The sequence below is a fragment of the Pseudomonas sp. B6(2017) genome (assembly GCF_002112765.1).
Taxonomy (GTDB): Bacteria; Pseudomonadota; Gammaproteobacteria; order Pseudomonadales; family Pseudomonadaceae; genus Aquipseudomonas; species Aquipseudomonas piscis.
On record NZ_NEIQ01000008.1, the window covers coordinates 1 to 20,365 of the forward strand.

General features: G+C 55.6%; 16 protein-coding genes and 4 tRNA genes. 19 read left to right on the plus strand and 1 reads right to left on the minus strand.

What is annotated here, in order from left to right:
- The coding region (locus CAG11_RS33920; RefSeq protein WP_218191891.1) for a hypothetical protein at positions 1–225 on the minus strand (225 nt) is incomplete at its 3' end.
- 68 nt (positions 226–293) lie between these two features.
- Between CAG11_RS33920 and birA the strand changes: the two genes are divergently transcribed.
- The 19 genes from birA (at position 294) to tuf (CAG11_RS14800) (ending at position 20,229) form a co-directional block, all read left to right on the plus strand.
- Positions 294–1,253 carry a bifunctional biotin--[acetyl-CoA-carboxylase] ligase/biotin operon repressor BirA gene (birA, locus tag CAG11_RS14710; RefSeq protein ID WP_085597069.1) on the plus strand — a complete coding sequence of 320 codons (960 nt, stop codon included), beginning with the start codon at positions 294–296 and terminating at the stop codon, positions 1,251–1,253.
- A 226-nt stretch (positions 1,254–1,479) separates the two neighbouring features.
- Positions 1,480–1,926 (plus strand): hypothetical protein, encoded by a 447-nt coding sequence (locus CAG11_RS14715; RefSeq protein ID WP_085596891.1) that lies wholly within the window; start codon positions 1,480–1,482, stop codon positions 1,924–1,926.
- 142 nt (positions 1,927–2,068) lie between these two features.
- Positions 2,069–2,153: transfer RNA gene (locus CAG11_RS14720), tRNA-Tyr, on the plus strand.
- A gap of 24 nt (positions 2,154–2,177) precedes the next feature.
- Positions 2,178–2,251 (plus strand) — tRNA-Gly (locus tag CAG11_RS14725).
- A 26-nt stretch (positions 2,252–2,277) separates the two neighbouring features.
- Positions 2,278–2,353, plus strand: a tRNA-Thr gene (locus CAG11_RS14730).
- A gap of 84 nt (positions 2,354–2,437) precedes the next feature.
- Entirely contained in the window at positions 2,438–3,631 is a 1,194-nt protein-coding gene (gene tuf / locus CAG11_RS14735) for an elongation factor Tu (RefSeq protein WP_011063776.1), read from the plus strand.
- Between the two features lie 53 nt (positions 3,632–3,684).
- Positions 3,685–3,760: transfer RNA gene (locus CAG11_RS14740), tRNA-Trp, on the plus strand.
- Between the two features lie 45 nt (positions 3,761–3,805).
- Positions 3,806–4,174 (plus strand): preprotein translocase subunit SecE, encoded by a 369-nt coding sequence (secE, locus tag CAG11_RS14745; protein ID WP_053138903.1) that lies wholly within the window; start codon positions 3,806–3,808, stop codon positions 4,172–4,174.
- Between the two features lie 9 nt (positions 4,175–4,183).
- Complete coding sequence (nusG, locus tag CAG11_RS14750; protein WP_002555501.1) at positions 4,184–4,717, plus strand: transcription termination/antitermination protein NusG; 534 nt, start codon at positions 4,184–4,186, stop codon at positions 4,715–4,717.
- A 118-nt stretch (positions 4,718–4,835) separates the two neighbouring features.
- Positions 4,836–5,267 carry a 50S ribosomal protein L11 gene (gene rplK / locus CAG11_RS14755; protein ID WP_003176435.1) on the plus strand — a complete coding sequence of 144 codons (432 nt, stop codon included), beginning with the start codon at positions 4,836–4,838 and terminating at the stop codon, positions 5,265–5,267.
- Positions 5,267–5,962, plus strand: a complete 696-nt coding sequence (gene rplA, locus CAG11_RS14760; RefSeq protein WP_053138906.1) for a 50S ribosomal protein L1 — start codon at positions 5,267–5,269, stop codon at positions 5,960–5,962. The genes rplK and rplA overlap by 1 nt, the downstream gene beginning before the upstream one ends.
- A gap of 199 nt (positions 5,963–6,161) precedes the next feature.
- Complete coding sequence (gene rplJ / locus CAG11_RS14765) at positions 6,162–6,662, plus strand: 50S ribosomal protein L10 (RefSeq protein WP_053138910.1); 501 nt, start codon at positions 6,162–6,164, stop codon at positions 6,660–6,662.
- Positions 6,663–6,742: 80 nt separating this feature from the next.
- A complete protein-coding gene (rplL, locus tag CAG11_RS14770) occupies positions 6,743–7,108 on the plus strand; it encodes a 50S ribosomal protein L7/L12 (protein WP_053138913.1) in 366 nt (121 codons plus the stop codon).
- A 221-nt stretch (positions 7,109–7,329) separates the two neighbouring features.
- Positions 7,330–11,403 carry a DNA-directed RNA polymerase subunit beta gene (gene rpoB / locus CAG11_RS14775; RefSeq protein ID WP_053138916.1) on the plus strand — a complete coding sequence of 1,358 codons (4,074 nt, stop codon included), beginning with the start codon at positions 7,330–7,332 and terminating at the stop codon, positions 11,401–11,403.
- Between the two features lie 64 nt (positions 11,404–11,467).
- Positions 11,468–15,667, plus strand: a complete 4,200-nt coding sequence (gene rpoC, locus CAG11_RS14780) for a DNA-directed RNA polymerase subunit beta' (RefSeq protein WP_085596892.1) — start codon at positions 11,468–11,470, stop codon at positions 15,665–15,667.
- Between the two features lie 201 nt (positions 15,668–15,868).
- The gene (rpsL, locus tag CAG11_RS14785) at positions 15,869–16,240 is read left to right on the plus strand and encodes a 30S ribosomal protein S12 (RefSeq protein ID WP_003186084.1); all 372 of its coding nucleotides are present in this window, start codon (positions 15,869–15,871) and stop codon (positions 16,238–16,240) included.
- 112 nt (positions 16,241–16,352) lie between these two features.
- The gene (gene rpsG / locus CAG11_RS14790) at positions 16,353–16,823 is read left to right on the plus strand and encodes a 30S ribosomal protein S7 (RefSeq protein ID WP_007925959.1); all 471 of its coding nucleotides are present in this window, start codon (positions 16,353–16,355) and stop codon (positions 16,821–16,823) included.
- Between the two features lie 30 nt (positions 16,824–16,853).
- Positions 16,854–19,001, plus strand: coding sequence for an elongation factor G (fusA, locus tag CAG11_RS14795; RefSeq protein ID WP_053138922.1), 2,148 nt, complete (start codon positions 16,854–16,856; stop codon positions 18,999–19,001).
- A gap of 34 nt (positions 19,002–19,035) precedes the next feature.
- A complete protein-coding gene (gene tuf / locus CAG11_RS14800; protein WP_011063776.1) occupies positions 19,036–20,229 on the plus strand; it encodes an elongation factor Tu in 1,194 nt (397 codons plus the stop codon).
- Positions 20,230–20,365: the final 136 nt, after the last annotated feature.

The window sequence follows — 20,365 nt, forward strand, 5'->3', positions numbered from 1 at the left end:
TCGCCGATGGTAGTGTGGGGTTTCCCCATGTGAGAGTAGGTCATCGTCAAGATTAAATTCCGAAACCCCAATTGCGAAAGCAGTTGGGGTTTTGTCTTTGCGCGGACGAAAACCTGGCAAGCGGCCCGGCACTTGCCGGGCCTGATCTGGTTCAGGCAAGTATCTATCCTTCTTCTGGCGGGCATTTTGTTCCGAAATCCCATGGTCGTACTCAGCAGGATCCACCGCGGTGATTTCTATGCAATGAACTTTGGCATGGCTATGATGCTTGCCTCACTGTGAGGCGGAACCTGATGTCAACGTTGTTAGAGCTTCTTAAGGATGGGCGCTTTCACTCGGGGCAAGCCCTTGGGGAAGCATTGGGTGTTAGTCGTAGCGCTATCTGGAAACAGTTGCAGCTCCTTGAGGCCGAGTTGGGCCTTGTCGTACATAAGGTGCGAGGCCGGGGATATCAATTGGCCTCTCCAATTGCCTTGCTTAGTTCTTCAGATATTACCCAGCACTCTTCAAACGAGGCCTGGTGTATTCAGATCCACGACTCAATCGACTCTACGAATGCCGAGGCCTTGCGCTCTATCGAGCGCGGAACTCCAGCACCGCTCCTTGTATTGGCAGAGCGCCAGACTGCAGGGCGTGGTCGACGAGGTCGTAAGTGGGTGAGTCCCTTTGCTGAGAACATCTATTACAGCCTTGTGCTGCGTATTGAGCGTGGGATGCGTCAGCTTGAAGGGCTTAGCCTGGTTGTCGGGCTGGCTGTTATGCATACCCTCAAAGAATGTGGAGTGCCAGGGGCTGGATTGAAGTGGCCAAATGACGTCCTGGTTGGTCAAAAGAAAATTGCCGGAGTTCTTTTGGAGCTGGTTGGAGACCCAGCAGATGTGTGCCACGTGGTCCTGGGGATCGGGATTAATGTGAATATGAAGTTGACCGAGGAGGTTGATCAAGAATGGACCTCGGTCAGACTTCAGTCTGGCAAGTTGATCGATCGCAATTATCTGATTGCCCGTTTGAATGAGGTTTTAGCGGGTTACCTGGAGCGTCACCGCTCTGAAGGTTTCGCCGCTATCCAGGAAGAGTGGGAAAGGCACCATCTTTGGCAGGGGCGCTCAGTGAGTCTCATTGCGGGGGCGCACAGTGTTATCGGCACTGTATTGGGCATCGATAGACAGGGTGCCTTGCGCTTGAGTGTTGCTGGTCAGGAGAAGGTATTCAGTGGCGGTGAACTCAGCTTGAGGCTGCACGGCGAGTCCTGATCGCCAGGCTAGAAGCCGAGCCGCTCTGTACGGTTGGGGGTCGCCCTCCGAGCGCTGGGCGCTTTGGGGGCTAGCCCGCGCGCTCCTCCAGTTAAGATTGGATGCATTTGGCCTGAGGTATGTTCAATTATTAGCTGGACCGTGTCTCCATAATAGTGAAGCGCGCCTCCAGATATTTTGTCTGATCTATGTTAGGAGCAGCCTTGCTCCTTCTCCTGAGGTTTTTATGCGCTGGCTGTTTCTTTTGTTGTTGGTTCTCAATGGTTTTTATTACATCTGGCATCAGCAGGAAGCGCCGCTTCGTGCAAAAGAAGTCATGCCTCTGTCGTTGTATCGGGGTGACCAGCAGGATATCCGTTTGCTGAGCGAGTCTGCAGAATCGGTGGAGAGGCGGGATAGAGGAAAAGGAGCGCAGGTTGATGCGGGGTGCCTCTATCTTGGTGGCTTTGTTCGTCGAGAGCCTGCTTTATCTCTTGAACAGCGCTTGGCAGGTTTTGGGGTGGAGGCTCGCCTGCAGTCTTTGAGTATTGCTACAGCGCCGGGCTTCTGGTTGCGCATTGCCCCTGAGAGCAAGCATTTACTGGATGATTCCCAGCTCCAGAACCTTGCTAAGGAATTCAATGAGTTAAAACATAAAATAATGCCCTGCGAGGGGGTTGCAACTGTCGAATAGGTTGCATAGAATGGCGCCCGCTCCGCAGTGAAGACCTCTAGAGGTTAAAGCAGCAGGGCAGCGTCAATGCAGCTAACCTCAAGATTTAATTGAGAAAATGCTTGACAGAAGGGTGGCATGATGTAGAATGTCGCCTCGCTTAGGAGGGGTTCCCGAGCGGCCAAAGGGATCAGACTGTAAATCTGACGTCTACGACTTCGAAGGTTCGAATCCTTCCCCCTCCACCAGATTTAGCGAGAGCTGCAGGCTCCGCGGGTATAGTTTAGTGGTAGAACCTCAGCCTTCCAAGCTGATGATGCGGGTTCGATTCCCGCTACCCGCTCCAGGTTTGCAGGTTTTGCAAGGTGTTACGCTCTTGTAGCTCAGTTGGTAGAGCACACCCTTGGTAAGGGTGAGGTCAGCGGTTCAAATCCGCTCAAGAGCTCCATATGACAAGGCAGATATGAAAATATCTGCCTTTGTTTTAATGGCTTGGGTGACTTGCTTAATTCTTCTCCTAGGGGTGACTTCGATGGCTAAGGAAAAGTTCGAACGTAATAAGCCGCACGTTAACGTGGGTACTATCGGTCACGTTGACCACGGTAAAACCACTTTGACCGCTGCTCTGACTCGCGTTTGCTCCGAAGTTTTCGGTTCGGCTCGTGTTGACTTCGACAAGATCGACAGCGCTCCAGAAGAAAAAGCTCGTGGTATCACCATCAACACTGCGCACGTAGAGTACGATTCGAACATTCGTCACTACGCGCACGTTGACTGCCCAGGTCACGCCGACTACGTCAAGAACATGATCACTGGTGCTGCCCAGATGGACGGCGCGATCCTGGTGTGCTCGGCTGCCGATGGTCCGATGCCACAAACTCGTGAGCACATCCTGCTGTCCCGCCAGGTAGGCGTTCCATACATCGTTGTCTTCCTGAACAAGGCTGACATGGTTGACGACGCTGAGCTGCTGGAACTGGTTGAGATGGAAGTGCGCGATCTGCTGAGCACTTACGACTTCCCGGGTGATGACACTCCGATCATCATCGGTTCGGCTCTGATGGCTCTGAACGGCCAAGACGACAACGAAATGGGTACCACCGCTGTTAAGCGTCTGGTAGAAACTCTGGATACCTACATCCCAGAGCCAGAGCGTGCTATTGACAAGCCGTTCCTGATGCCAATCGAAGACGTGTTCTCGATCTCTGGTCGTGGCACCGTGGTAACTGGCCGTGTTGAGCGTGGCATCGTTCGCATCCAGGAAGAAGTTGAGATCGTGGGTCTGCGCGATACTCAGAAAACTACCTGCACCGGCGTTGAAATGTTCCGCAAGCTGCTGGACGAAGGTCGTGCTGGTGAGAACTGCGGCGTTCTGCTGCGTGGCACCAAGCGTGACGACGTTGAGCGTGGCCAGGTTCTGGTTAAGCCAGGTACCGTTAAGCCGCACACCAAGTTCACTGCTGAAGTTTACGTTCTGAGCAAAGAAGAAGGCGGCCGTCATACTCCGTTCTTCAAAGGCTACCGTCCACAGTTCTACTTCCGTACTACTGACGTGACCGGTAACTGCGAGCTGCCAGAAGGCGTTGAAATGGTAATGCCAGGTGACAACATCCAGATGACTGTCACTCTGATCAAAACCATCGCGATGGAAGATGGTCTGCGTTTCGCTATCCGTGAAGGCGGTCGTACCGTCGGCGCTGGCGTCGTAGCCAAAGTCATCGAGTAATTTCTTGCAAAGTCCCCGTCAGGCCGATATAATGGTCGGCCTGATTTTGTTTTAGGTCAGTAGCTCAATTGGCAGAGCGACGGTCTCCAAAACCGTAGGTTGGGGGTTCGATTCCCTCCTGACCTGCCAGATTCACTCAATGTGTCTGGCTTTCTTTTCACAGGATCTTCATAGATGACTCCTAAGGCTGAAGCTCAAGGTTCTCGCTTCGATCTGCTGAAGTGGCTCGTTGTTGTCGCTTTGGTGGTCGTTGGTGTTGTTGGTAATCAGTATTATTCTGGCCTGCCGATCCTGTACCGCGTCCTGGCGCTACTTGTTATTGCTGCTGTCGCTGCTTTTGTGGGTCTGCAGACTGCAAAAGGCAAGTCGTTCTTTGTCCTGGTTAAAGAAGCTCGCACTGAGATTCGTAAAGTCGTATGGCCAACCCGTCAAGAAACCACTCAGACCACGCTGATTGTCGTGGCTGTAGTTTTGGTTATGGCGTTGCTGTTGTGGGGGCTTGACTCCCTGCTGGGTTGGATCGTTTCCTTGATTGTTGGCTAAGGGTGTCCCGTGGCTAAGCGTTGGTACGTTGTGCATGCTTACTCGGGTTACGAGAAGCATGTAATGCGCTCGCTGATCGAGCGTGTGAAGCTGGCTGGCATGGAAGATGGCTTCGGCGAAATTCTGGTCCCCACTGAAGAAGTGGTTGAGATGCGCAACGGCCAGAAGCGCAAGAGTGAGCGTAAATTCTTCCCTGGTTATGTGCTTGTCCAGATGGATATGAATGAGGGTACTTGGCACTTGGTCAAGGATACTCCTCGTGTAATGGGCTTTATTGGTGGTACCGCTGACAAGCCGGCGCCGATCACTGATAAGGAAGCAGAAGCAATTCTGCGTCGTGTCGCTGATGGTAGCGACAAGCCCAAGCCTAAGACCCTGTTTGAGCCAGGTGAGGTGGTCCGGGTTACTGACGGTCCGTTCGCTGATTTCAATGGCACGGTCGAAGAGGTTAACTACGAAAAGAGCCGGATCCAAGTAGCCGTGCTCATTTTCGGTCGCTCTACTCCGGTAGAGTTGGAGTTCAGTCAGGTCGAAAAGGCATAACTGAACGAGAATCCCATACCCCGCAGCCCTAGGCTGTGGGGTTTTGTCGTCACTGGGATAAACGCGCAAGTAACCGGGGAGCCTTTTTAGGCGTCTGAACCCGTAATTGGAGTGCCTCATGGCTAAGAAGATTACTGCTTACATCAAGCTGCAAGTTAAGGCCGCTCAGGCCAACCCAAGCCCGCCCGTTGGTCCAGCTCTGGGTCAGCACGGCGTGAACATCATGGAATTCTGCAAGGCCTTCAACGCCCGTACTCAGGGTCTTGAGCCAGGCCTGCCGACTCCAGTGATCATCACTGTCTACAGTGACCGTAGCTTCACTTTCGAAACCAAGAGCACCCCCGCTTCGGTTCTGCTGAAGAAGGCTGCTGGTTTGACTAGCGGTTCCGCTCGTCCGAACACCGTTAAGGTTGGCACTGTTACCCGTGCTCAGTTGGAAGAGATCGCGAAAACTAAAAACGCTGATCTGACCGCAGCTGATATGGATGCAGCCGTGCGTACTATCGCCGGTTCTGCTCGTAGCATGGGCCTTAACGTGGAGGGTGTGTAATGGCTAAGCTGACCAAGCGCCAAAAGGCTATCGCCGGCAAGATTGAAGCAGGCAAAGCCTACAATTTCGTAGATGCCGCCGCTCTCCTGACCGAACTGTCGACCGTTAAGTTCAACGAGTCCGTAGACGTAGCTGTGAACCTGGGCGTAGACCCACGTAAGTCTGACCAGGTTGTCCGCAGCGCTACTGTGCTGCCACACGGCACTGGCAAGACCGTTCGTGTTGCTGTGTTTACCCAGGGCCCAGCTGCTGAAGCAGCTCTGGCTGCCGGTGCTGACCGCGTAGGTATGGATGAGCTGGCTGCCGAAATGAAAGGCGGCGACCTGAACTACGACGTGGTTATCGCTTCTCCGGACGCGATGCGCGTTGTGGGTCAGCTGGGTCAGGTTCTGGGTCCTCGTGGTCTGATGCCTAACCCGAAAGTAGGTACCGTGACTCCAGACGTCGCTTCGGCTGTTAAAAACGCCAAGGCCGGTCAGGTTCGCTATCGTACCGACAAGAACGGCATTATCCACACCTCCGTTGGCAAGGTCGGCTTCGATGCCGTCAAGCTGAAGGAGAACGTTGAAGCTCTGATCGCTGACCTGAAGCGTATCAAGCCGGCTTCTTCGAAAGGTATCTACGTGAAGCGCGTTACCCTGAGCACCACTATGGGCCCAGGCCTGGTCATCGACCAAAGCTCGCTGGACGTATAAAACACGAACTGGCGCGAGCGATTGCGTCAGTTGAAAAAATTGGGGTCCCTGCCTGGCGGGGGCTATCCAAGACCGTAGGCGACGCAAGTCTTAAACCACAAGCCTACGCAGATGGTGCTCCCGGTTCCTTACCGAATCAGACACCAAAACGACATCCAACCCAGGTTGGATGAAACGGTAACAAGCAGGAGTTAAACCCGTGGCAATTAAACTCGAAGACAAGAAGGCCATCGTCGCTGAAGTCAACGAGGCTGCCAAAGTTGCCCTGTCCGCTGTTGTGGCTGATGCCCGTGGTGTGACAGTAGGCGCTATGACCGGACTCCGTAAAGAGGCCCGCGAAGCTGGTGTTTATGTACGCGTTGTACGTAACACCCTGCTGAAGCGCGCTGTTGAAGGCACTCAATATGACGTGCTCAACGACGCGTTCGTCGGCCCTACCCTGATTGCATTCTCTAAGGAACATCCGGGCGCTGCTGCTCGTATTTTCAAAGAGTTCGCAAAGGGTCAGGAAAAGTTCGAGATCAAGGCAGCTGCGTTCGAGGGCAAGTACCTCGCAGCAAACGAGATCGACGTGTTGGCTTCGCTGCCAACTCGCGACGAGGCTATTGCGAAGCTGATGAGCGTGATCCAAGGCGCTACCAGCAAGCTGGCTCGTACTCTGGCGGCTATTCGCGACCAGAAAGAAGCTGCTGCAGCCTAAGGCTCCGCAAGCTCTTTCTAAATCATACGTTTAATTTGATAGCTGCGTAGGCTGTCACCCCAATACAGGAATCTATAGTCATGTCTCTGACTAACGAGCAAATCATCGAAGCAATCGGCCAGAAAACCGTTCTGGAAGTTGTTGAGCTGATCAAAGCGATGGAAGAAACCTTCGGCGTTACCGCTGCTGTTGCCGCTGCTGGCCCAGCTGCTGCCGCTGCTGTTGTTGAAGAGCAAACCGAGTTCAACGTTATCCTGGCTGATGCTGGCGATAAGAAAGTGAACGTGATCAAGGCTGTACGTGAACTGACCGGTCTGGGCCTGAAAGAAGCCAAGGCTGTAGTTGACGGCGCTCCTGGCATGGTTCTGGAAGGCGTTGCTAAAGAAGCCGCTGACAAAGCCAAAGCAGCTCTGGAAGAAGCAGGCGCTAAAGTCGAGCTCAAGTAAGCATCGACTTTGTGTCTCCAGCCCGAGCGTTGAGCGAACGGCTGATGGCTGGTGGCTTTTGCCACCGGCCTTTTTCCGTTATTGGCTACCGACTGGGTCGGTGCCTTTAACGTGCTGTAACCCACCCTGTGCGGTGGCGCAAACCAAAGGGTTTGCACGATTTTCTGGCTGCCCCCGTCGGGGTCAGCCGAATAAGCAGGTGACCAAGCTGGGGAACGCTGATGGCTTACTCATACACTGAGAAAAAACGTATCCGCAAGGACTTTAGCAAGTTGCCGGACGTCATGGATGTGCCTTACCTCCTGGCCATCCAGCTGGATTCGTATCGTGAATTCTTGCAAGCGGGAGCGACTAAAGATCAGTTCCGCGACGTGGGCCTGCATGCGGCCTTCAAATCCGTTTTCCCGATCATCAGCTACTCCGGCAATGCTGCGTTGGAGTATGTCGGTTATCGTCTGGGTGAACCGGCATTTGATGTCAAAGAATGCGTGTTGCGTGGTGTAACTTACGCCGTACCTTTGCGGGTAAAAGTTCGTCTGATCATTTTCGACAAAGAATCGTCGAACAAAGCGATCAAGGACATCAAAGAGCAAGAAGTCTACATGGGTGAAATTCCCCTGATGACTGAGAACGGTACCTTCGTTATCAACGGTACCGAGCGTGTGATCGTTTCCCAGTTGCACCGTTCCCCTGGCGTGTTCTTCGACCACGACCGTGGCAAGACGCACAGCTCCGGTAAACTGCTGTACTCCGCGCGAATCATTCCTTACCGCGGTTCATGGTTGGACTTCGAGTTCGACCCTAAAGACTGCGTGTTCGTACGTATCGACCGTCGTCGCAAGCTGCCTGCGTCGGTACTGCTGCGTGCGCTCGGCTACACCACTGAAGAAGTGCTGGACGCGTTCTACACCACCAACGTATTCCACGTGAAAGGCGAGAGCCTGAGCCTGGAGCTGGTGCCTCAGCGCCTGCGTGGTGAAGTAGCGGTTCTGGACATCCAGGACGACAAAGGCAAGGTTATTGTCGAGCAAGGTCGTCGTATCACCGCTCGTCATATCAACCAGCTGGAAAAAGCCGGTATCAAGGAACTCGACGTGCCTCTGGACTACGTCCTGGGCCGTACCACCGCCAAGGCCATCGTGCATCCGGCAACCGGCGAGATCCTGGCAGAGTGCAACACCGAACTGAACACCGAGCTGCTGGCAAAGATCGCCAAGGCTCAGGTCGTTCGCATCGAGACCCTGTACACCAACGATATCGACTGTGGTCCGTTCATTTCCGACACGTTGAAGATCGACTCCACCGGCAACCAACTGGAAGCACTGGTCGAGATCTATCGCATGATGCGTCCTGGTGAGCCGCCGACCAAGGACGCTGCCGAGACTCTGTTCAACAACCTGTTCTTCAGCCCAGAGCGCTATGACCTCTCCGCCGTTGGCCGGATGAAGTTCAACCGTCGTATCGGTCGTACCGAAATCGAAGGTTCGGGCGTGCTGTGCAAGGAAGACATCGTTGCTGTCCTGAAGACCCTGGTCGACATCCGTAACGGTAAAGGCATCGTCGACGACATCGACCACCTGGGTAACCGTCGTGTGCGTTGCGTAGGCGAGATGGCCGAGAACCAGTTCCGCGTAGGCCTGGTGCGTGTTGAGCGCGCGGTCAAGGAACGTCTGTCGATGGCTGAAAGCGAAGGCCTGATGCCGCAGGACCTGATCAATGCCAAGCCTGTGGCTGCGGCTGTGAAGGAGTTCTTCGGTTCCAGCCAGCTGTCGCAGTTCATGGACCAGAACAACCCGCTGTCGGAGATCACCCACAAGCGCCGTGTTTCTGCGCTCGGCCCAGGCGGTCTGACCCGCGAGCGTGCAGGCTTCGAAGTCCGTGACGTACACCCGACCCACTACGGTCGTGTATGCCCGATCGAAACGCCTGAAGGTCCGAACATCGGTCTGATCAACTCCCTGGCAGCCTATGCCCGCACCAACCAGTACGGCTTCCTGGAAAGCCCATACCGTGTGGTGAAGGAAGGCCTGGTAACCGACGAGATCGTGTTCCTGTCCGCCATTGAAGAGGCCGATCATGTGATCGCCCAGGCTTCGGCGACCATGAACGAAAAAGGCCAGCTGATCGATGAGCTGGTAGCTGTTCGTCACCTGAACGAATTCACCGTCAAGGCGCCGGAAGACGTCACCCTGATGGACGTTTCGCCTAAGCAGGTAGTTTCGGTCGCAGCATCGCTGATTCCGTTCCTCGAGCACGACGACGCCAACCGTGCATTGATGGGTTCCAACATGCAGCGTCAGGCTGTGCCAACCCTGCGTGCCGACAAGCCGCTGGTAGGTACCGGCATGGAGCGCAACGTTGCCCGTGACTCCGGCGTTTGCGTGGTTGCTCGCCGCGGTGGCGTGATCGACTCGGTTGATGCCAGCCGTATCGTCGTTCGCGTAGCTGATGACGAGGTGGAAACCGGTGAAGCAGGTGTGGATATCTACAACCTCACCAAGTACACCCGCTCGAACCAGAACACCTGCATCAACCAGCGTCCGCTGGTGAGCAAGGGTGACAAGGTCCAGCGTGGCGACATCATGGCTGACGGTCCGTCCACCGACATGGGTGAGCTGGCGCTGGGTCAGAACATGCGCATCGCGTTCATGGCATGGAACGGCTTCAACTTCGAAGACTCCATCTGCCTCTCCGAGCGCGTGGTTCAAGAAGACCGCTTTACCACGATCCACATCCAGGAACTGACCTGCGTGGCGCGTGACACCAAGCTTGGCCCAGAGGAAATCACCGCAGACATCCCGAACGTGGGTGAAGCTGCGCTGAACAAGCTGGACGAGGCCGGTATCGTTTATGTAGGTGCTGAAGTCGGCGCCGGCGACATCCTGGTTGGTAAGGTCACTCCAAAAGGCGAGACCCAGCTGACTCCGGAAGAGAAGCTGCTGCGTGCGATCTTCGGTGAAAAGGCCAGCGACGTTAAAGACACCTCCCTGCGCGTACCTACCGGTACCAAAGGTACTGTCATCGACGTTCAGGTCTTCACTCGTGACGGCGTCGAGCGTGACTCGCGCGCCCTGTCGATCGAGAAGAGCCAGCTGGACGAGATCCGCAAGGATCTGAACGAAGAGTTCCGCATCGTAGAAGGCGCGACCTTCGAGCGTTTGCGTGCAGCCCTGGTCGGCCATAAGGCCGAAGGTGGCGCAGGCCTGAAGAAGGGCCAGGACATCACTGACGAAGTGCTCGATGGTCTTGAGCGCGGCCAGTGGTTCAAGCTGCGTATGGCGGAAGATGCTCTGAACGAGCAGCTCGAGAAGGCTCAAGCCTACATCGTCGATCGCCGTCGCCTGCTGGACGACAAGTTCGAAGACAAGAAGCGCAAGCTGCAGCAAGGCGATGACCTGGCTCCGGGCGTGCTGAAAATCGTCAAGGTCTACCTGGCAATCCGTCGTCGTATCCAGCCTGGTGACAAGATGGCCGGTCGCCACGGTAACAAGGGTGTGGTCTCCGTGATCATGCCGGTCGAAGACATGCCGCACGACGCCAACGGTACTCCGGTCGATGTCGTACTGAACCCTCTGGGCGTACCTTCGCGTATGAACGTTGGTCAGATTCTCGAAACTCACCTTGGCCTGGCGGCCAAAGGTCTGGGCGAGAAGATCAACCGCATGGTCGAAGAACAGCGCAAGGTCGCAGAACTGCGTACTTTCCTGGACGAGATCTACAACCAGATCGGTGGTCGCAACGAAGACCTGGACAGCTTCTCCGACCAGGAGATCCTGGACCTGGCGAACAACCTGCGCGGCGGTGTGCCGATGGCCACTCCGGTGTTCGACGGTGCCAAGGAAAGCGAAATCAAGGCCATGCTGAAACTGGCGGACCTGCCAGAAAGCGGCCAGATGCAACTGACTGACGGCCGTACCGGCAACAAGTTCGAGCGTCCAGTTACCGTTGGCTACATGTACATGCTGAAACTGAACCACCTGGTAGACGACAAGATGCACGCTCGTTCTACTGGTTCGTACAGCCTGGTTACCCAGCAGCCGTTGGGTGGTAAGGCGCAGTTCGGTGGTCAGCGTTTCGGGGAGATGGAGGTCTGGGCACTGGAAGCATACGGTGCTGCGTACACTCTGCAAGAAATGCTCACAGTGAAGTCGGACGACGTGAACGGCCGTACCAAGATGTACAAGAACATCGTGGATGGCGATCACCGTATGGAGCCGGGCATGCCCGAGTCCTTCAACGTGTTGATCAAGGAAATTCGTTCCCTCGGCATCGATATCGATCTGGAAACCGAATAACACGTGACGCGAAGGGGAGTGGGGCAGGTATTGCCCGCTTCCTGCTCCGCCAGGAGGAAAGGCCTTGAAAGACCTACTGAATTTGCTGAAAAACCAGGGTCAAGTCGAAGAGTTCGACGCCATCCGTATTGGATTGGCCTCGCCTGAGATGATCCGTTCGTGGTCGTTCGGTGAAGTTAAAAAGCCGGAAACCATCAACTACCGTACGTTCAAACCTGAGCGCGACGGCCTGTTCTGCGCCAAGATCTTTGGTCCAGTGAAGGATTACGAGTGCCTGTGCGGTAAGTACAAGCGCTTGAAGCATCGTGGTGTGATCTGCGAGAAGTGCGGCGTTGAAGTCGCGCTGGCCAAGGTTCGTCGTGAGCGCATGGCGCACATCGAACTGGCCTCTCCAGTCGCCCACATCTGGTTCCTGAAATCGCTGCCGTCCCGTATCGGCTTGCTGATGGACATGACCCTGCGTGATATCGAGCGCGTGCTCTACTTCGAGAGCTACGTCGTTATCGATCCGGGCATGACCACCCTGGAGAAGGGCCAGCTGCTGAACGACGAGCAGTACTTCGAAGCGTTGGAAGAGTTCGGTGATGACTTCGATGCCCGCATGGGTGCCGAAGCTGTCCGCGAACTGCTGCACGCTATCGACCTGGAGCACGAGATCGGCCGCCTGCGTGAAGAGATTCCGCAAACCAACTCGGAAACCAAGATCAAGAAGCTGTCCAAGCGCCTGAAGTTGATGGAAGCCTTCCAGGGCTCCGGCAACCTGCCTGAGTGGATGGTGCTGACCGTTCTGCCGGTTCTGCCGCCAGATCTGCGTCCACTGGTTCCGCTGGATGGCGGTCGCTTCGCGACTTCCGACCTCAACGATCTGTATCGTCGAGTGATCAACCGTAACAACCGTCTGAAGCGCCTGCTGGATCTGTCTGCGCCTGACATCATCGTGCGCAACGAAAAGCGCATGCTGCAGGAAGCGGTCGATGCACTGCTCGACAACGGTCGTCGCGGTCGCGCCATCACCGGTTCGAACAAGCGTCCTCTGAAATCCCTGGCCGACATGATCAAGGGTAAGCAAGGTCGTTTCCGTCAGAACTTGCTCGGTAAGCGTGTTGACTACTCCGGCCGTTCGGTAATTACCGTAGGTCCGACCCTGCGTCTGCACCAGTGCGGTCTGCCGAAGAAGATGGCTCTCGAGCTGTTCAAGCCGTTCATTTTCGGCAAGCTGGAAATGCGTGGTCTGGCGACCACCATCAAGGCCGCCAAGAAGATGGTCGAGCGTGAGCTGCCAGAGGTTTGGGACGTTCTCGCCGAAGTGATTCGCGAACACCCCGTACTGCTCAACCGTGCACCGACCCTTCACCGTCTGGGTATCCAGGCGTTTGAGCCCGTACTGATCGAAGGTAAGGCTATCCAGCTGCACCCTCTGGTTTGTGCGGCGTACAACGCCGACTTCGACGGTGACCAAATGGCCGTGCACGTACCGCTGACGCTGGAAGCCCAGCTGGAGGCGCGTGCGTTGATGATGTCGACCAACAACATCCTGTCGCCAGCCAACGGTGAGCCGATCATCGTTCCGTCGCAGGACGTGGTACTGGGTCTGTATTACATGACCCGTGAAGCGATCAACGCCAAGGGCGAAGGTCGTGTGTTCGCGGACCTGCAGGAAGTCGACCGCGTATTCCGCGCCGGCGAAGCTGCTCTGCATGCCAAGATCAAGGTTCGTATCAGCGAAACCGTCAATGATCGTGATGGCGGCAGCGTGAGCGCCACCCGTATCGTCGACACCACTGTCGGCCGTGCGCTGCTGTTCCAGGTTGTGCCGAAGGGTCTGTCGTTCGACGTCGTCAACCTGCCGATGAAGAAGAAGGCGATTTCCAAGCTGATCAACCAGTGCTACCGCGTGGTCGGTCTGAAAGAGACCGTTATCTTCGCTGACCAGTTGATGTACACCGGTTTTGCCTACTCGACCATTTCCGGCGTTTCCATCGGTGTTAACGACTTCGTTATCCCGGATGAAAAAGCCCGCATCATCGGTGCTGCCACCGACGAAGTGAAAGAGATCGAGAGCCAGTACGCCTCCGGCCTGGTAACCCAGGGTGAGAAGTACAACAAGGTGATCGACCTGTGGTCGAAGGCCAACGACGAAGTTTCCAAGGCGATGATGGCCAACCTCTCGAAAGAGAAGGTCGTCGACCGTAATGGCGATGAAGTCGAGCAAGAGTCGTTCAACTCGATGTACATGATGGCCGACTCGGGTGCGCGGGGTTCCGCGGCTCAGATCCGTCAGCTGGCTGGTATGCGTGGTCTGATGGCCAAGCCGGACGGCTCCATCATCGAGACGCCGATTACTGCGAACTTCCGTGAAGGTCTGAGCGTACTCCAGTACTTCATCTCGACCCACGGTGCTCGTAAAGGCCTGGCGGATACCGCATTGAAGACTGCGAACTCCGGTTACCTGACTCGTCGTCTGGTAGACGTGGCGCAAGACCTGGTGGTTACCGAGATCGATTGCGGTACCGAGCACGGCCTGCTGATGACTCCGCACATTGAAGGCGGTGACGTAGTAGAGCCTCTGGGTGAGCGCGTATTGGGTCGTGTTATCGCCCGTGATGTATTCAAGCCAGGCACCGAGGACGTTATCGTTCCTGCCGGTACCTTGGTAGACGAGAAGTGGGTTGAGTTCATCGAGCTCAACAGCATCGACGAAGTGGTTGTGCGTTCGCCGATCAGCTGTGAAACCCGCTATGGCATCTGCGCCAAGTGCTACGGCCGCGATCTGGCTCGTGGTCACCAGGTGAACATTGGTGAGGCTGTAGGTGTAATTGCCGCTCAGTCCATCGGTGAGCCGGGTACCCAGTTGACCATGCGTACGTTCCACATCGGTGGTGCGGCGAGCCGGACCTCGGCAGCCGACAGCGTCCAGGTGAAGAACGGCGGTACCGTGCGCCTGCATAACCTGAAGCACGTAGAGCGTGTCGACGGTCACCTGGTTGCTGTGTCTCGTTCTGGTGAGTTGGCTATTGCCGACGACTTCGGTCGCGAGCGCGAGCGCTACAAGCTGCCTTACGGTGCCGTGATTTCGGTGAAGGAAGGCGACAAGGTCGACGCTGGTGCCATCGTGGCCAAGTGGGACCCGCACACCCACCCGATCGTTACCGAAATGAAAGGTACCGTGACCTACGTGGGCATGGAAGAAGGCATCACGATCAAGCGTCAGACCGACGAATTGACCGGTATGACCAACATCGAAGTGCTCGATGTCAAAGACCGTCCAGCTGCCGGTAAGGACATTCGTCCTGCCGTGAAGATGGTGGGTATGGATGGCAAGGATCTGCTGCTGCCAGGTACCGACGTACCGGCCCAGTACTTCCTGCCGGCTAACGCCCTGGTTGGTGTTGCCGACGGTGCCCAGATTGCGATCGGTGATGTTATCGCTCGTATTCCGCAGGAAACCTCGAAGACCCGTGACATCACCGGTGGTCTGCCGCGCGTTGCCGACTTGTTCGAGGCTCGTCGTCCGAAAGAGGCGTCGATCCTGGCGGAAGTCAGCGGTACCATCGCGTTCGGTAAGGAAACCAAGGGCAAGCGTCGCCTGGTCATCACCCCGAACGATGGTAGCGATCCGTACGAGGAACTGATTCCGAAGTGGCGTCACCTGAACGTCTTCGAAGGCGAACAAGTGAACCGCGGCGAAGTTATCTCCGACGGTCCGAGCGACCCACACGACATCCTGCGTCTGCTGGGTGTAAGTGCGCTGGCCAAGTACATCGTCAACGAGATCCAGGACGTTTACCGTCTGCAGGGCGTGAAGATCAACGACAAGCACATCGAGACGATCCTGCGTCAGATGCTGCGTAAGGTCGAGATCTCCGAGTCCGGTGATTCCAGCTTCATCAAGGGCGACCAGATGGAACTGACTCACGTGCTGGTGGAAAACGAGCGCCTGAGCTCCGAAGACAAGTTCATCGCCAAGTTCACCCGCGTACTGCTGGGTATCACCAAGGCGTCCTTGTCTACCGAATCGTTCATCTCGGCGGCCTCTTTCCAAGAGACCACTCGCGTACTGACCGAAGCGGCGGTAACCGGCAAGCGCGACTACCTACGCGGCCTGAAAGAAAACGTGGTCGTGGGTCGTCTGATCCCGGCTGGTACTGGCCTGGCTTACCACAACGAGCGTAAGCGTCGTCGTGATGCCGACAAACCTCTGCGTGTGAGCGCAAGTGAAGTCGAAGCAGCACTGACCGAAGCGCTGAACTCCAGCGGTAGCTGATGCCTGCAGTAGATTGAGATCGAGGCCCCGACCTTTTCGATTGAGAAACGAGACAAATATGTCGAGTTTCACTGATCGGGGAGGTCGGGGCCTTGTCTTGACTGGGGCCAAGATCCTCTTTAGACTCTTGTACCCCTAAAATTGGTAGAGCGTGTGCTTTGCCATTTTGTTTATGTCGAAAGACAACAGTGGAGCTAGTAGATGGCAACTATCAACCAGCTGGTACGTCAGCCGCGCAAGCGTATCGTCGAGAAATCCGACGTGCCTGCGCTGCAGAACTGCCCGCAACGTCGTGGCGTGTGCACTCGCGTGTACACCACTACGCCGAAAAAACCTAACTCGGCACTGCGTAAAGTATGCCGTGTGCGTCTGACCAACGGTTTCGAGGTTTCCTCGTACATCGGTGGTGAAGGCCACAACCTGCAAGAGCACAGCGTCGTCCTGATCCGTGGCGGCCGTGTAAAAGACTTGCCAGGTGTTCGTTACCACACCGTTCGCGGCTCCCTGGATACTTCCGGCGTTAAAGGTCGTAACCAAGGTCGTTCGAAGTACGGTACCAAACGTCCGAAGTAATCGGTCGTTTTGCAGATTTTATTTATATTGAGTCGATAAGAGTAAGGTCGGGCACGTTTCCTTCTGGATCAACTGTCCCGAGCTAACCTGAAGACCGTTTGAGGGCTTATCAATGCCAAGACGTCGCGTAGCAGCCAAGCGTGAGATTCTGGACGATCCAAAATACGGAAGCCAGATCCTCGCCAAGTTCATGAACCACGTTATGGAGAGCGGCAAGAAAGCCGTTGCCGAGCGTATCGTTTATGGCGCGCTGGAAAAAGTTAAAGAACGCAAGAACAGCGATCCCCTGGAAATCTTCGAGAAAGCTCTCGACGCCATCGCTCCGCTGGTCGAAGTGAAGTCGCGCCGTGTAGGCGGTGCTACTTACCAGGTTCCGGTCGAAGTTCGTCCGTCCCGTCGTAACGCTCTGGCAATGCGCTGGTTGGTAGACTTCGCGCGCAAGCGCGGCGAGAAGTCTATGGCTCTGCGTTTGGCTGGCGAACTGCTGGACGCTGCCGAAGGCAAAGGTGCTGCAGTTAAGAAGCGTGAAGACGTACACCGTATGGCTGAAGCCAACAAGGCTTTCTCGCACTACCGCTTCTAATATCGGCATCATTCAATCTGCGAGGGCTTTATGGCTCGTACTACAGCAATCAACCGCTACCGTAACATCGGTATCTGTGCCCACGTTGACGCGGGCAAGACTACCACTACCGAGCGGATCCTGTTCTACACAGGTCTCAGCCACAAGATGGGTGAGGTGCATGACGGCGCTGCTACCACCGACTGGATGGTTCAGGAGCAGGAGCGTGGGATTACCATTACCTCCGCTGCTGTAACTACCTTCTGGAAAGGTTCGCGCGGTCAATACGATAACTATCGTGTAAACGTTATCGATACCCCTGGCCACGTAGACTTCACCATTGAAGTAGAGCGTTCTCTGCGTGTGCTTGACGGCGCGGTCGTGGTGTTCTGCGGTACTTCCGGTGTTGAGCCGCAGTCCGAAACCGTATGGCGTCAAGCCAACAAGTACGGCGTCCCACGTGTTGTTTACGTGAACAAGATGGACCGTGCTGGTGCCAACTTCCTGCGTGTTGTTGGTCAGATCAAGAACCGTCTGGGTCACACTCCGGTTCCGGTTCAGTTGGCTATCGGCTCGGAAGATAACTTCCAGGGTCAGGTCGACCTGATCAAGATGAAGGCTATCTACTGGAACGACGACGACAAGGGTACTACCTATCGCGAGGAAGAAATTCCTGCCGATATGCTGGACCTGGCTAACGAGTGGCGCTCCAACATGGTTGAAGCTGCTGCCGAAGCCAACGAAGAGCTGATGAACAAGTACCTTGAAGAAGGTGACTTGACTCCTGAGGAGATCAAGGCTGGCCTGCGTGCGCGCACCCTGGCTAGCGAGATCGTTCCAGCTGTCTGCGGTTCTTCGTTCAAGAACAAGGGTGTTCCCCTGGTTCTCGACGCCGTTATCGACTTCCTGCCTGCTCCAACCGAGATCCCTGCGATCAAGGGTATCCATCCGGACCTCATCGAGAAGCCGAAGGATGAGCTGGTAGAAGCGGATTACGACGAGCGTCATGCGGACGATGCTGAACCGTTCTCGGCTCTGGCGTTCAAGATCGCTACCGACCCGTTCGTTGGTACTCTGACTTTCGTGCGTGTTTACTCGGGCTTCCTGAGCTCGGGCGACTCCGTGATCAACTCGGTCAAGGGCAAGAAAGAGCGCGTTGGTCGTATGGTGCAAATGCACGCCAACCAGCGTGAAGAGATCAAGGAAGTACGTGCAGGCGATATCGCTGCTCTGATCGGCATGAAGGACGTCACCACTGGTGACACCCTGTGCGATATCGAGAAGCAGATCATCCTTGAGCGTATGGATTTCCCTGAGCCTGTGATTTCGGTAGCGGTAGAGCCGAAAACCAAGCAGGACCAGGAGAAGATGGGTATCGCACTGGGCAAGTTGGCTCAGGAAGACCCGTCGTTCCGTGTCAAGACCGACGAAGAGACCGGTCAGACCATCATCTCTGGTATGGGCGAGCTGCACTTGGACATCCTCGTTGACCGCATGAAGCGCGAGTTCAACGTCGAAGCTAACATCGGCAAGCCGCAGGTTTCGTACCGCGAGAAGATCAGCAAGAGCAACGTTGAGATCGAAGGCAAGTTCGTTCGCCAGTCTGGCGGTCGCGGCCAGTTCGGTCATTGCTGGATCCGTTTCTCGGAGCCGGACGTCGATGCGAACGGCAACATTACCGAGGGTCTGGTCTTCACCAACGAAGTCGTTGGTGGTGTGGTTCCTAAGGAATACATCCCGGCTATCCAGAAGGGTATCGAAGAGCAGATGAAGAACGGCGTCGTTGCCGGCTATCCGCTGATCGGCCTGAAGGCTACCGTGTTTGATGGTTCCTACCACGACGTCGACTCCAACGAGATGGCGTTCAAGGTAGCGGCCTCCATGGCGACCAAGCAGCTGGCCCAGAAGGGCGGCGGTGTTGTGCTTGAGCCGATCATGAAGGTTGAAGTAGTAACCCCAGAGGACTACATGGGTGACGTGATGGGTGACCTGAACCGTCGTCGTGGTCTGATCCAGGGTATGGATGACTCGGTGTCCGGCAAGGTTATCCGTGCCGAAGTGCCGCTGGGTGAGATGTTCGGTTACGCAACCGACGTTCGTTCCATGTCTCAGGGTCGCGCGAGCTACTCCATGGAATTCTCCAAATACGCCGAAGCTCCGTCGAACATCGTCGAAGCTCTCGTTAAAAAACAAGGCTGATTCAGCCTCCCCTTTAGGCTAGGAGTTAATAGTCGTGGCTAAAGAAAAATTTGAACGTAACAAACCGCACGTCAACGTTGGCACCATCGGTCACGTTGACCACGGTAAAACCACTCTGACCGCTGCTCTGACTCGCGTTTGCTCCGAAGTTTTCGGTTCGGCTCGTGTTGACTTCGACAAGATCGACAGCGCTCCAGAAGAAAAAGCTCGTGGTATCACCATCAACACTGCGCACGTAGAGTACGATTCGAACATTCGTCACTACGCGCACGTTGACTGCCCAGGTCACGCCGACTACGTCAAGAACATGATCACTGGTGCTGCCCAGATGGACGGCGCGATCCTGGTGTGCTCGGCTGCCGATGGTCCGATGCCGCAGACTCGTGAGCACATCCTGCTGTCCCGCCAGGTAGGCGTTCCATACATCGTTGTCTTCCTGAACAAGGCTGACATGGTTGACGACGCTGAGCTGCTGGAACTGGTTGAGATGGAAGTGCGCGATCTGCTGAGCACTTACGACTTCCCGGGTGATGACACTCCGATCATCATCGGTTCGGCTCTGATGGCTCTGAACGGCCAAGACGACAACGAAATGGGTACCACCGCTGTTAAGCGTCTGGTAGAAACTCTGGATACCTACATCCCAGAGCCAGAGCGTGCTATTGACAAGCCGTTCCTGATGCCAATCGAAGACGTGTTCTCGATCTCTGGTCGTGGCACCGTGGTAACTGGCCGTGTTGAGCGTGGCATCGTTCGCATCCAGGAAGAAGTTGAGATCGTGGGTCTGCGCGATACTCAGAAAACTACCTGCACCGGCGTTGAAATGTTCCGCAAGCTGCTGGACGAAGGTCGTGCTGGTGAGAACTGCGGCGTTCTGCTGCGTGGCACCAAGCGTGACGACGTTGAGCGTGGCCAGGTTCTGGTTAAGCCAGGTACCGTTAAGCCGCACACCAAGTTCACTGCTGAAGTTTACGTTCTGAGCAAAGAAGAAGGCGGCCGTCATACTCCGTTCTTCAAAGGCTACCGTCCACAGTTCTACTTCCGTACTACTGACGTGACCGGTAACTGCGAGCTGCCAGAAGGCGTTGAAATGGTAATGCCAGGTGACAACATCCAGATGACTGTCACTCTGATCAAAACCATCGCGATGGAAGATGGTCTGCGTTTCGCTATCCGTGAAGGCGGTCGTACCGTCGGCGCTGGCGTCGTAGCCAAAGTCATCGAGTAATCGACGACTCATGAAAAAGCCCCCGCTTGCGGGGGCTTTTTTATTGGGTTGACACTCTGTGGGGCCGTCTATAGAATTGCGCCTCCTTTTAACGGGCGTATTGCGCCCGGTGGGAATAGCAGCCTGGAGTCTGAAA

Excerpts from the sequence above, each read along its gene's own strand:
- rpsL (WP_003186084.1), top strand. The coding sequence starts at position 15,869 with ATGGCAACTATCAACCAGCTGGTACGTCAGCCGCGCAAGCGTATCGTC.
- rpoB (WP_053138916.1), top strand. The coding sequence starts at position 7,330 with ATGGCTTACTCATACACTGAGAAAAAACGTATCCGCAAGGACTTTAGC.
- fusA (WP_053138922.1), top strand. The coding sequence starts at position 16,854 with ATGGCTCGTACTACAGCAATCAACCGCTACCGTAACATCGGTATCTGT.
- CAG11_RS14715 (WP_085596891.1), top strand. The coding sequence starts at position 1,480 with ATGCGCTGGCTGTTTCTTTTGTTGTTGGTTCTCAATGGTTTTTATTAC.
- rplK (WP_003176435.1), top strand. The coding sequence starts at position 4,836 with ATGGCTAAGAAGATTACTGCTTACATCAAGCTGCAAGTTAAGGCCGCT.
- tuf (WP_011063776.1), top strand. The coding sequence starts at position 2,438 with ATGGCTAAGGAAAAGTTCGAACGTAATAAGCCGCACGTTAACGTGGGT.
- secE (WP_053138903.1), top strand. The coding sequence starts at position 3,806 with ATGACTCCTAAGGCTGAAGCTCAAGGTTCTCGCTTCGATCTGCTGAAG.
- rpsG (WP_007925959.1), top strand. The coding sequence starts at position 16,353 with ATGCCAAGACGTCGCGTAGCAGCCAAGCGTGAGATTCTGGACGATCCA.
- birA (WP_085597069.1), top strand. The coding sequence starts at position 294 with ATGTCAACGTTGTTAGAGCTTCTTAAGGATGGGCGCTTTCACTCGGGG.
- rplA (WP_053138906.1), top strand. The coding sequence starts at position 5,267 with ATGGCTAAGCTGACCAAGCGCCAAAAGGCTATCGCCGGCAAGATTGAA.
- rplL (WP_053138913.1), top strand. The coding sequence starts at position 6,743 with ATGTCTCTGACTAACGAGCAAATCATCGAAGCAATCGGCCAGAAAACC.